Origin of the sequence: Chania multitudinisentens RB-25 (assembly GCF_000520015.2) — a bacterium.
Lineage (GTDB): Bacteria > Pseudomonadota > Gammaproteobacteria > Enterobacterales > Enterobacteriaceae > Chania > Chania multitudinisentens.
Genome location: NZ_CP007044.2, coordinates 2,599,259 through 2,612,070, shown reverse-complemented (window position 1 = coordinate 2,612,070; position 12,812 = coordinate 2,599,259). Strand labels below are relative to the sequence as shown.

The following is a 12,812-nucleotide window of genomic DNA, read 5'->3' as shown; positions in this document are numbered from 1 at the left end:
CACCACGGCAAACATTCACTTGTTAACTCTATTTGCCCGCACGCACAAGTGCAAGTCCGTGCTGAACTTTATGCCAATAAAGACGATAATACAGCGTTTTTTTGCTGTTTTTTCAGCCAACAACACCCTAGCCAGTGGAAAACCATGCAGATATGATAGGGAAGCCTGTCCAGACAACGAGATAACTTTAAGATATGTCTTATCCACGACCTTCTTCCAACCCCACCAACGGTATTCATTATTTTGCCGAAGGATGGCGCCTGCTTTCACGACCAGGGATTAAACGCTACGTCATCTTACCATTATTGGTTAACATCCTGCTGATGGGATCGGCTTTCTGGTGGTTGTTCAACCAGCTAGGCGATTGGATCCCCAGCCTGATGAGCTATGTGCCCAGTTGGTTACAGTGGTTGAGTTACCTGCTCTGGCCATTGGCGGTCATTTCTGTGCTATTAGTGTTCAGTTACCTGTTCAGTACCCTCACTAATCTGATCGCTGCACCGTTTTGTGGCTTATTGGCCGAACAGCTTGAAAGCAGCCTGACCGGTAAACCCTTACCGGATGTTGGCATTCTGGGTATTGCGAAAGACCTTCCCCGCATCATGGCTCGCGAATGGCGTAAATTGATGTATTACCTGCCACGTGCGCTGGTATTACTGCTCCTCTATTTTGTGCCAGGCGTCGGCCAAACGCTGGCCCCGGTGTTGTGGTTCCTGTTCAGCGCTTGGATGCTGGCCATTCAGTACTGCGATTATCCGTTTGATAACCATAAAGTCGGCTTTGTTGAAATGCGCAGTGCGTTGCGCCAGCACAAAACCGATAACCTTCAGTTTGGTGCCTTAGTCAGTTTGTTTACCATGATTCCTATCCTGAATCTGGTGATCTTACCGGTCGCCGTTTGCGGTGCTACCGCCATGTGGGTAGATCGTTATCGTTCCCAATTTGTTCACCACTAGCGGTGTCACTGCGCAATACGGTCTCTGATACACAGCACTTTTGTGCGACGTAAGGCCGTTTTACCGTAGATAAAGTACCCGTTTACAAAACAGCAATGAGCGGCAGTTGCAGGGCCCAGAAGGTAAGGCCCTGCACCTGCGTTTGACACCAGCATCGGTTATCACCGGGCAATCTGCACCCTTGTTATTGGGCATAAAACTTATTCTCTAATAACATATAGATATACCAATTCCTTACTTCCCTGCTGAGGCGGTTAGCGTATGCTTTCGATGTTCCCTACATTTTCATAGAGTTAAAGGACGGGTTATGAGCAACATATATGAAGACAACTCATTAACGATCGGCCATACGCCGCTGGTTCGCCTGAACCGTATCGGCAATGGGCGCATTCTCGCCAAGGTTGAATCGCGCAACCCGAGTTTCAGCGTAAAATGCCGCATCGGCGCCAATATGATCTGGGACGCCGAAAAACGCGGTATTCTCAGCGCTGGCAAAGAACTGGTTGAACCCACCAGCGGCAACACCGGTATTGCTCTAGCCTTTGTGGCAGCCGCGCGTGGTTATAAGCTCACGTTAACCATGCCAGAAACCATGAGTATCGAACGGCGTAAGCTGTTGAAAGCGCTCGGGGCCAATCTGGTGCTAACCGAAGGCGCGAAAGGCATGAAAGGCGCCATCGCCAAAGCAGAAGAAATCGTCGCCACCGATCCAAATCGTTATGTCCTGTTGCAGCAATTCAGTAACCCGGCCAACCCGGAAATCCATGAAAAAACCACTGGCCCGGAAATCTGGGCTGATACTGACGGTGAGATCGATGTTTTTATTGCCGGTGTGGGTACAGGCGGCACCTTGACCGGCGTCAGCCGTTTTATCAAGAAAACCAAAGGCAAGGCCATCACGACGGTGGCCGTTGAGCCCAGCGACTCACCGGTGATCAGCCAAGCGCTGGCTGGCCTTGAAATCAAACCCGGCCCACACAAGATTCAAGGCATTGGCGCAGGCTTTATCCCTGGCAACCTGGATCTTGAGCTGATTGATCGCGTGGTACAAATCACCAACGACGAAGCCATCAGCATGGCACGCCGTTTGATGGAAGAAGAAGGTATTCTGGCGGGGATCTCGTCAGGCGCCGCCGTTGCGGCAGCAATCAAACTTTCCGAAGATAGCGCCTTTGCCAATAAGACAATTGTGGTTATTCTCCCCTCCTCAGGTGAACGCTATTTGAGCACCGCGCTGTTTGCAGATCTGTTCACGGAACAGGAACTGCAGCAATAACATCAGCAATGCACGAAAAGCTAAAAAAGCACCTTTCGAGGTGCTTTTTTGTGGACTGGATCAAAGTTTGCACCTACCAAAGATTGATTTTAACCGCTGGCTTTAGTATTTAACCGGACAATTATTTCGTTACGCAAAATTAATCCCTTCTCGTTTATCGTTTGAGCTGAATCGATTTACTCGTTTGTCGCTAAAGCGTAAAACACGGCATAATAGAGAGTGATTAAAATGACGTCAAAAACCAGATTTTTTTGATCTGGGATGCCTAAAGCGTCGTTTTGTGTTGCATCAATGCTTGCCTCTGTACCATACATAGTCAGGTGCTAACCAGATAAGCTAAAATCACGCCTTTAGGCTAAACTTTAGCTCCACAACAATCCAATAAGTTGGGGAAACATCAATGTTCCAGCAAGAAGTTACTATTACCGCTCCGAATGGTCTGCACACTCGCCCTGCTGCTCAGTTCGTTAAAGAAGCCAAAGGCTTCGTATCTGACATTACTGTTACCTCCAATGGTAAAAGCGCAAGCGCCAAAAGCCTGTTTAAACTGCAAACTCTGGGGTTGACCCAAGGAACCGTAGTCACCATCGAAGCGGTGGGTGAAGACGAGCAGAAAGCCGTTGAGCACTTGGTAAAACTGATGGCAGAGCTTGAATAATCGGCCCGTCTTTTTAGTTAACACCAGTCAAGAGTAAGGTAGGGTTATGATTTCAGGCATTCTAGTATCACCGGGTATCGCTTTTGGTAAGGCTCTCCTACTGAAAGAAGATGAAATTGTCATCAACCGGAAGAAAATCTCTGCAAACCAAGTAGAGCAAGAAATCTCACGTTTTCTGGCAGGCCGTGCGAAAGCGTCCGAGCAGTTGGAAGCGATCAAGACCAAAGCTGGCGAAACCTTCGGCGAAGAAAAGGAAGCCATCTTCGAAGGCCACATCATGCTGCTGGAAGACGAAGAGCTTGAGCAGGAAATCATAGCCCTCATCAAAGACGATCTGGCGTCTGCCGATGCAGCGGCTTATACCGTGATCGAAGGTCAGGCGAAAGCCCTGGAAGAACTGGATGACGAATACCTGAAAGAGCGTGCGGCTGACGTGCGCGATATCGGTAAGCGTCTGTTACGCAATATTTTGGGCTTGGCGATTGTCGACCTGAGCTCTATCCAGGACGAAGTGATCCTGGTTGCCAGCGATCTGACCCCGTCAGAAACTGCGCAGTTGAATCTGGACAAAGTTCTGGGTTTCATCACCGATCTGGGTGGCCGTACCTCCCACACCTCCATCATGGCCCGTTCTCTGGAGTTGCCTGCCATCGTAGGCACCAGCGATGTGACCAAGCAGGTGAAAAACGACGATTATCTGATTCTGGACGCCGTTAACAACCAGATTTACGTTAACCCGACAGCAGATGTTATCGAGCAGCTGAAAGCCGCACAAAATCTGTATACCTCAGAGAAAAACGAACTGGTCAAACTGAAAGACCTGCCAGCAATCACACTGGACGGGCATCAGGTTGAAGTCTGTGCCAACATCGGTACCGTGCGTGATGTCGCAGGTGCGGAGCGCAATGGCGCTGAAGGTGTTGGCCTGTATCGTACCGAATTCCTGTTCATGGACCGTGACTCACTGCCAACGGAAGACGAGCAGTTTATGGCTTATAAAGCCGTTGCGGAAGCCATGGGCTCACAGGCAGTGATCGTCCGTACCATGGATATCGGTGGTGATAAAGACCTGCCGTATATGAATCTGCCGAAAGAAGAGAACCCGTTCCTTGGCTGGCGCGCGATCCGTATCGCGATGGACCGGCGGGAAATCCTGCACGCTCAGCTGCGCGCTATTCTGCGCGCCTCTGCCTTTGGCAAACTGCGTATCATGTTCCCGATGATCATTTCAGTGGAAGAAGTGCGCGATCTGAAAGGCGAGCTGGAAACCCTAAAAGCGCAGTTGCGGGCAGAAAGCAAAGCGTTCGATGAGTCGATTGAAGTCGGTGTAATGGTGGAAACACCAGCCGCGGCAGTCATTGCTCACCATCTGGCGAAAGAAGTCGACTTCTTTAGTATTGGGACAAACGACCTTACCCAGTATACTCTGGCAGTAGATCGCGGTAATGAGCTGATTTCTCATCTCTATAACCCGATGTCCCCATCAGTGCTTGGCCTGATCAAACAGGTTATTGATGCATCTCATGCGGAAGGCAAGTGGACCGGTATGTGCGGTGAACTGGCTGGTGATGAACGTGCGACGCTGCTGTTATTGGGCATGGGGCTGGATGAGTTCAGCATGAGTGCGATCTCAATCCCGCGCATCAAGAAAATTATTCGTAATACGAACTTCGAAGATGTGAAGGCGTTAGCAGAGCAAGCTTTGGCACAGCCAACAGCGCAAGATTTGATGAATTATGTGAATAAATTTATCGAAGAAAAGACACTCTGCTAAACTTCCATGACACTGGAACACGCCGCCCAATTTAATGCTTAGGAGAAGATCATGGGTTTGTTCGATAAACTGAAATCTCTGGTTTCTGATGACAAGAAAGACACGGGCACTATCGAGATCGTCGCTCCACTTTCTGGCGAAATCGTCAATATCGAAGATGTACCTGACGTAGTATTCGCCGAGAAGATCGTGGGGGATGGTATTGCTATCAAACCGGCCGGTAACAAAATGGTCGCTCCCGTTGATGGCACTATCGGTAAAATTTTCGAAACCAACCATGCGTTTTCTATCGAATCAGACAGCGGCATTGAGCTGTTTGTCCACTTCGGTATCGATACCGTTGAGCTGAAGGGTGAAGGCTTCAAACGTATTGCTGAAGAGGGCCAGCGAGTCAAAAAAGGCGATGTCGTTATCGAGTTCAACCTGCCATTACTGGAAGAGAAAGCCAAGTCAACCCTGACTCCGGTGGTTATCTCCAATATGGATGAGATCAAAGAGCTGATTAAACTCTCCGGCAGCGTCACCGTTGGTGAAACACCAATCATCCGCATCAAAAAGTAAATCATTCCTCCTTGTAAAGAGGAAAACAGCGCTTACAGTGCGAATGCCAGTCAGTGAAACCTGACTGGCATTTTTTCTTTCTATCCCAGTCAACTCTCCCCATCCTACCTGCACGTAAGCTCCAACACTCTCATGCAGCCCGGTAGCGGTACTACCCCCTTACTCATAACACCATTGAAGGGCCTCACAGCCCGCATACTCCTCTCATTGCTGGCCTGGCCAACCATTTTTATCATAACTTATGGCATGTAGAGCAGGTTGATAGGAAAGCCGAAGCCAGCTCTCAAGATACGATGAACATCACAATAGAGAAAAAATTGAGTTTAAACACATAAAAATCAGGGTGTGTAGAGTCGCCCTGATTCTCACAAGGTAGAGAGCAATCCCCTCTTTTTCACTCACTGATTTTCGCACGAAAAACATAGTTTTATATCGTTTTATTAAGATAATTCGTTTTGTTTTTATATTTTAATTATTTTTTTAAATGAAAATTTTATGCATCACTAGAAACAAAATATTATATTTTAATATTAAAAACCCCGCTATATAATAGCCTCATATTAAATAAGCCATCTCGCGAGGCATAATATTTAATCACTCAAGATGAAAGCCATTATGATATTTAATCAGTAAAATCCTAATGGAGATTATTTTTTTACACTATTTCAGGAAGAAATATTGAGTAGAAAAACAGGGATCGTTGCGTTCATACCACTTAGCCTATACAAGGTGGAAGAATCGTGCTCTGCCTGGCCTACCCTCATAAAAACATCTTCCGAATATAGCCAAAATAAACTGGCATTTTATTGCATTATCAACCAGAGAGGATTTTTATTTTTTAAAAATGGATTTTTTTAAAACAAAATAAAAAACAACTTAGTGGATTTCTCATATCCACCAGACTGTTCTCAATCTGGAAAGCAATATTTTTAATGCCTTAGTTTGTTTGCGAAATTTCATGCTGTTTGTGGTAGCTGCTATACCACGTTCCCTTTCCGGATGTCCGGAATTTTTAATATCTATATATAAGGAAATATGATGCGTAAGATTTTATCAACCATGACTCCTGTTGCTCTGCTGCTGTTGGCTGCCACCGGTACGGCTCAGGCTGCTTCTAACGCCCAGCTTACTGTGACCGGCACCGTAGTGGCTGCAACTTGTGACGTGAGCCTGTCCACCAATAATCTGGATCTGGGCAACCATACGCCAAGCCAGTTTACCGCTGTAGCCACACCAATCGTAGCAAGCCAGAAATCATTCACCGTGGGTGTTAACAACTGCCAGACTCCGTTGAGCCCAGGCGATACCGCTAATCTGGTGGTAACTGGCCAAACTCTGGGTGGTAACCCGAATATCTTCAACAGCACTGGTACTAACACTGGCGTTATGCTGAACCTGGCAGCCACTCCAAACTCCTATATCAGCAATGGCGACAAACTGTTGGTGGCGACTGCTGGCACACCAGCAGCCTCAGCTGACTTCAACGGTAAAACGCTGACTCTGCAAGCGGGTCTGGCATCTACTGCCGCCGCTGGCGGTGCGAACATCGGTGCCGTTAACGCGCCAGTTCTGTTCAGCTTTGCCTACAACTGATTTTTATCCTGGGAGGGGTTATCGCCCCTCCTTTCTCAGGACTCAGGAACTGTTATATGTCCCGTATTTTCCCACTGTTTTCACTGTTGCTTACCGTGCTGATACAACCTGCTGTGGCTCAGGTCGGTGGCTTTGGCATTAATGCCACCCGCCTGATTTACCCGCAGGGTGCTGACAGTATCAGCGTAACAGTGCGCAATACCATGACAACGCAGCCATATCTAGTCCAGGCCAGGATAAGCCGTTCCCAGGATGGGAGTGAAACTGCTCCGTTTCAGGTACGCCCTTCTCTGTTTCGCCTGGAACCCAGCAGTATCAATCAGATACGTATTGTTATGCAGCAAGCTATATTGCCGACAAATCGTGAATCGATATTCTATTTTCATGCCAGCGCTATTCCAGCCAGTACAGACCCTGTTTCGAGCAATCAGCGCCCCGGGGTATATGGCTCTACCCAATTTGGGGTCGGTAATATCATAAAACTGATCTATCGCCCGGCCAATCTGCCTTTCTCATCAATGGAGGCGCAGCAGAATCTGAAATTTTCGCGGGTAAAAGAAGGGCTCAGAATCACCAATAGTTCCCCCTACTTTGTCAGTTTTGCCAGCGTAAGCGTTGGTGGGCAGGTGCTCAAATTGGATACGCCAGCCGCCTTGATGCTTGCACCGTTCAGCGAACACACCTACCCAACCACAAAAGCACAGGGTGCAGTGCACTGGAAAACCATTAATGATGAGGGAGGGCTCAATGAGTTCAATCATGACCTGCCATAAGCGTGCTTCTCTGCTGGTAATGCTGGCGTTGTCGGGTCTGATAAGCTTGCCAGCTCAAGCTGATCTAGTCACCCCACCCGCATCAGTGACGATCAATTTCTCCGCCGTACTCAACCCAGGAACCTGCACTTTCAGCCTGGATAAAAGCACGTTGGCGCTGGATTCAACGCATCTGACGCAGTTGACTCCTGCAACCTTGCAGGCAGCACAACCCGTTACCCTGACTGTTCAGGATTGCAGTGGAACCGATGCCAGCCTGACTCCGGTAGTTAACGTCAGTGGAGACGGGATCACCCGTGATACCCGCTGGCTATTCCGTAGCAGTGACTCAACCGCCTCTAATGTCGGCATCATGCTGGTGAAAACCAATGCTCCGCCTAGCTATAGCAGTACGGAAGTTAAAAACGGTGATGATATCCCCTTGGCTGGAATGGGTGTCAATCCGCTCGATCAAAACATCATGTTTTATGCCGGGATCAGCTGCGGTGGCGCGGAATGTGTCAGTACTCCCCCCACACCGGGCTCGTTGACGGCGCGTATTCTGTTTGATTTGGCTTACCGTTGAGGCCGATATGCTCTCTATACGTGCTTATTCTGTAATACCCGTAGCTGGTTTGTGCGCGCTGCTCTCAATACCTACACTGGCAGCACAGCCTGCTGCCGGTGGTATCAGCCTGAACCAGACACGGGTGATATTTTTATCCACGGATAAAGCACAAACTCTGGCAGTGAAAAATACCGGTAAGCAAAGCTACCTGATTCAAAGCCGGGTACAGCTTGCGCCCGACAATGTTACAGCAGCACCGTTCATCGTAACGCCGCCGGTTTTTCCACTTAAGCCTGATAATCGCCAACTGTTGCGTATCATACCGCAGGGTGCTGCCCTGCCCGCAGACCGGGAGTCACTGTTCTATCTTTCGGTACTCGCCATACCCGCTCAACCCAGCCAAGACATCCCCTTGGCACGGGTATCCATGGGCATGCGCTTTACCATCAAACTGTTCTACCGCCCGGCAGACATCAAAACGGCACCAGACAGTGCCCTCTGCAACCTGCGATTGAGCCAGGGGGTTAACGGGGTTCGCGTTGAGAACCCAACCCCTTATTTTCAAACGTTTGGGCAGCTGAAATTCAACAATACTCCCGTCAATCTGGATGCTCAACCATCCATGTTGGCCCCTCTGAGTACACAGAATTACCCGGTTCAGGGACGAGTCACGCAGGCCGAATGGCAGACCATCACCGATTACGGGGGCTTATCCACTCCGTGCAAACAAGCTGTCTTATCTACACAGGAAACGCCGTGATGAACTCTTTATTTTGCTGGCGCCCTGCCGGCTGGCTTCTTTGCCTGTTGGCGGTTTGCGCCAACACCGCTCGCGCACAAACAGCACCTGCTAACCCGCAAGGGATTTCTTTCCATGTGCTACGCGTGATTTATATGGAGAGTGACAGAAAAGGCGTCACTTTGACGGCCAACAATACCGCTCCTTTACCCTATCTGATGCAGTCTTGGATACAACCTGTTGATCCTCAGACGGGTAATGTGCCTATGGCGAGTGAAAAACGCCCGACCATGCCGTTTATTGTCACACCGCCGCTGGCTCGCCTGGAGCCTAACAACGTTTTGACATTGCGCATCCGGCGTAATAGCGAACCGTTACCGGCCGACCGTGAATCCGTATTTTTCATCTCAATGAAGGCAATCCCCACTCAAACAGCGCCGGACAAGCAAGCACCAAAGGAACAGATGGTGCTGACGGTCGTCAGCAATATGAAAATATTTTACCGCCCGGAAGGATTGGCTAAACGCGCCGTTGAAGATATGGCCCCCAAGCTGCAATTCCGCCGTGAAGGGAACCAGCTGATTGTAGAGAACCCAACACCTTATTGGCTGACGTTTTCATCCCTAAAAGTGGGGACGGTAGCCTTAGACAAAACACAGTTGCGTTTGATGGTTCCCCCTAAAGGCCAGCAGCGTTATCCCCTACCCGATGGTGCTTTAGGCAATGTGACATGGCAACTGATTGATGAAGACGGCTGGAGTACTCCAGCCGAGCAGCGCCCCCTGTAGGCTTTTCTGAAGTGGTACATGGAAAAGTGACACCCTGGCTTTCGTTATGGACGCGATAATCAATGACAACACGACATACTGACTTCACATTATTGCCAGCGCTGGCTGGAGCAACTCTCTTGGTAAGTGGTACTCCTGCCGTGGCCCGAGACTATTTTGATCCAGGGCTGCTTTCTCTGGGGGGCACCAACGCTGCCACCGTTGACCTGACCTCCTTTGAAACCTCAGGAAAAACACCGCCGGGTACCTATACTGTCTCCTTGTTTATCAACCAGATAGATCAGGGGCAGCATACGCTGGCCTTCAACGCGGATACTCACGGAAATGTTCAACCGCAGCTCACACCTGATTTCCTGTACAAGCTGGGCGTCAACACCCAGGTTTTACCTACTTTTGCCGGGCTGGCGCCGGACAAACCCGTCAACGATCTTGCCACTCTCATCCCTGAGTCAAAAGCCCAGTTTGATTTTGCCCAGCTTCGTCTGGATCTCAGCGTTCCACAGGTGGCGATGCAGCCTAATGCTCAGGGCCAGATTGATCCGGCGCTGTGGGACGATGGCGTACCGGCACTGATGTTCAACTATATCCTGAACGGTGGGCGCAACTGGCAGGACGGGCAGGCCGGAATGGGAAGGAGTACCCAGACCAACCTGTTTGCCAACGTGCAGGGCGGGGCTAACTTGCAGGCATGGCGCCTGCGCAGCAACATGTCTTACATGCGCAACACCATCAACCAGAGCAATATGGCGGTGCCAACCACCCAAAGCACACAGTTTAGCAATACCTTTTTGCAGCGCGATATCAAGCCCTGGCGCTCGGAAGTGTTGATGGGGGAAAGCAGCACGGAAAACGACGTGTTTGACAGCATCCCATTCCGCGGAATCAAGCTCAATTCCAGTGACGATATGTTACCCAACAGCCTGCGCGGTTTTGCACCAATCATCAGCGGTATTGCACAAACTAACGCCCGCGTCACGGTGAGCCAGAACGGCAATATCATCTATCAGACCTATGTGGCTCCCGGGCCTTTCCGCATCAATGATCTGTTCCAAACGGGGCAGGCAGGCGATCTGACTCTGACGATTAACGAATCGGATGGTACCGTGCGTACTCAGGCGCTGGCCTTCTCATCTCTACCGGTAATGCGGCGGCAGGGCAGCCTGAAATATGAAGTGACGGCGGGCCGTTACCACGGTGGTATTACGGTCGATTCGCAAAAGGCAGACTTTCTCTTGGGTACGGCTATTTATGGCCTGCCTCATGATGTCACTCTGTATGGCGGTATGCTGTTGGCCGAGAAGTATGCCTCTGCCGTGGTGGGCAGCGGTTTCTCGCTGGGTAGCTTCGGTGCCCTCTCTGCGGACATCACCGCCTCCAACGCCAAACTGCGTGAGCGAGATTCATATCAGCAAGGCTATTCTTACCGGTTGCGCTATTCCAAAAGTATGTTGACTACCGGCACGGCGGTGGATCTGACCGCCTACCGTTACTCAACTCGCCACTATTACAGCTTTGCCGACTTTAACAACTCTGGCTTCCAGCTCAGCGAAGGGCAAGTACCTTGGGCCCTGGAACGCCAGCGCTCTAACTTCCAGATCCGGCTCAGCCAGCAGCTGAATTCCTGGGGTTCACTGTATCTGTCAGCCTCACGTAACGACTTCTGGGGCAACAATAAGATCGTCAACACGTTATCCGCTGGTTACAACGGCAGCTATCGCGGCGTGAGCTATGGCCTGGCTTACAGTATTGATCGGACCAAAGGGGATGGTGATTGGCCAGAAAACCGGCAGTTATCGCTAAACGTACAGATGCCACTGAGCCTGTTCAGCCCATCATCTCTGCTGAATAACACCTATGCCAGCTACCAGATGACCCATGATAATCACGGGCAAGTGCAGCAGCAGAGCGGGATTAACGGCAGTGCCTTGGACAGCCGCCTCTCTTACAGCCTGATGCAGGGCTGGTCCAATGGTCAAAACCCCAGTAGCAGCACTCTGAACGCGGGCTATTATGGCAGCAAAGGGGTCGCCAGCATGGGCTACAGCTACAACCGCCAGAACCGTTCACTGAATATGAGCGGCAGCGGTGGCCTTATCGTGCATCCGCAGGGGGTGACGTTGAGCCAGATGCTGGGCAATTCAGTAGCCATCGTGAATGCGCCGGGTGCCAAAGGCACCAGCGTGATGAACGGCAATATCCAGACGGACAGCCGTGGTTACGCGGTAGTGCCCTATCTGTCGAGCTATCAGCTCAACAACGTTGGCTTGAACCCGGCCACTTTGCCAGACGACGTGGATGTGACGCAGTCCAGCCTGAACGTCTACCCCACCAAAGGGGCCGTAGTGATGGCCAACTTTGCAACACGCATCGGTTATCAGGTACTGCTGACGCTGCTGCAAGGGGATAAAACCCCGGTGCCATTCGGGGCGCTGGTTGCCATAGAGAACAAAGTCGCCAATGAGCCCAATACCGGGATTGTTGGGGAAGCCGGGCAAGTGTATCTGAGCGGGATGCCGGAACAAGGGAAGCTGAAAGTCACCTGGGGCAATGGTGCCAACCAGCAGTGCCTGACCGCTTTCAACCTGAAAAATGCGGCACCGCCATCAGCCAATAACCCGATACTTATGCTGACGCTGAACTGCCAGGGGAAATAAACACACTATGACAACCCCAAAAGCGGCAAACAGCCCCACCGAATGCGAGAACAGGAAGATAAACACCATGAAACCAATATGCACATTCACGCCATTTCAGCAAAACAAGCGCAAGGGCGGCGCTCTATCTCTGTTGGCAATATTGACGTTATCACTTATGCCCCGTTCCTCATTCTCCGTAACCATGGAAACCATTACCATTGGTAAAAATAGCGGCATAGTATGGGAAGGGCTTCCGTTTAACGAAGAACTAAGGAAAGCAACCGTTAGTTCAAGCCTAAGTCCTACATCTGGGCTCATATCTATATCTGACCTATCAACATCCTGCATCGATGATAGGAAACTCGTGATGATCAATGGCCAGCGTGTATTGCAGATAGCTAAAGGAGTTGGGTTAATGCCTAGAGCTACTGGGAGTGCAACATACCGTTTAACTGATGGTAGAACTATAGAAACCCTTACTGGTACGCTAGGGTTACCCGTAACACAAGGA

Annotated in this window: 11 protein-coding genes; all 11 read left to right on the top strand. The window is 50.2% G+C overall.

The window, feature by feature from the left end:
- Positions 1–194: 194 nt before the first annotated feature.
- The 11 genes from cysZ (at position 195) to Z042_RS11460 (ending at position 12,319) form a co-directional block, all read left to right on the top strand.
- Positions 195–956 (top strand): sulfate transporter CysZ, encoded by a 762-nt coding sequence (cysZ, locus tag Z042_RS11510; protein WP_024912574.1) that lies wholly within the window; start codon positions 195–197, stop codon positions 954–956.
- Positions 957–1,263: 307 nt separating this feature from the next.
- Complete coding sequence (gene cysK, locus Z042_RS11505; RefSeq protein WP_024912575.1) at positions 1,264–2,232, top strand: cysteine synthase A; 969 nt, start codon at positions 1,264–1,266, stop codon at positions 2,230–2,232.
- Positions 2,233–2,632: 400 nt separating this feature from the next.
- Positions 2,633–2,890 (top strand): phosphocarrier protein Hpr, encoded by a 258-nt coding sequence (ptsH, locus tag Z042_RS11500; protein ID WP_024912576.1) that lies wholly within the window; start codon positions 2,633–2,635, stop codon positions 2,888–2,890.
- Positions 2,891–2,936: 46 nt separating this feature from the next.
- A complete protein-coding gene (gene ptsI / locus Z042_RS11495) occupies positions 2,937–4,664 on the top strand; it encodes a phosphoenolpyruvate-protein phosphotransferase PtsI (protein ID WP_024912577.1) in 1,728 nt (575 codons plus the stop codon).
- Positions 4,665–4,715: 51 nt separating this feature from the next.
- Positions 4,716–5,225 carry a PTS glucose transporter subunit IIA gene (gene crr, locus Z042_RS11490; RefSeq protein ID WP_004936467.1) on the top strand — a complete coding sequence of 170 codons (510 nt, stop codon included), beginning with the start codon at positions 4,716–4,718 and terminating at the stop codon, positions 5,223–5,225.
- Positions 5,226–6,260: 1,035 nt separating this feature from the next.
- Positions 6,261–6,818 carry a fimbrial protein gene (locus Z042_RS11485; RefSeq protein WP_236849248.1) on the top strand — a complete coding sequence of 186 codons (558 nt, stop codon included), beginning with the start codon at positions 6,261–6,263 and terminating at the stop codon, positions 6,816–6,818.
- Positions 6,819–6,874: 56 nt separating this feature from the next.
- Positions 6,875–7,591 carry a fimbrial biogenesis chaperone gene (locus tag Z042_RS11480; RefSeq protein WP_024912579.1) on the top strand — a complete coding sequence of 239 codons (717 nt, stop codon included), beginning with the start codon at positions 6,875–6,877 and terminating at the stop codon, positions 7,589–7,591.
- On the top strand, positions 7,566–8,156 hold the full coding sequence (locus Z042_RS11475) for a fimbrial protein (RefSeq protein ID WP_024912580.1): 591 nt from the start codon (positions 7,566–7,568) through the stop codon (positions 8,154–8,156). The genes Z042_RS11480 and Z042_RS11475 overlap by 26 nt, the downstream gene beginning before the upstream one ends.
- A 7-nt stretch (positions 8,157–8,163) precedes the next feature.
- Positions 8,164–8,898: a fimbrial biogenesis chaperone gene (locus Z042_RS11470; protein ID WP_024912581.1), complete on the top strand. Its 735-nt coding sequence runs from the start codon at positions 8,164–8,166 to the stop codon at positions 8,896–8,898.
- The gene (locus Z042_RS11465) at positions 8,898–9,665 is read left to right on the top strand and encodes a fimbrial biogenesis chaperone (protein WP_024912582.1); all 768 of its coding nucleotides are present in this window, start codon (positions 8,898–8,900) and stop codon (positions 9,663–9,665) included. Before Z042_RS11470 ends, Z042_RS11465 begins: the two co-directional genes overlap by 1 nt.
- A gap of 62 nt (positions 9,666–9,727) precedes the next feature.
- A complete protein-coding gene (locus Z042_RS11460; protein ID WP_024912583.1) occupies positions 9,728–12,319 on the top strand; it encodes a fimbria/pilus outer membrane usher protein in 2,592 nt (863 codons plus the stop codon).
- Positions 12,320–12,812 lie beyond the last annotated feature (493 nt).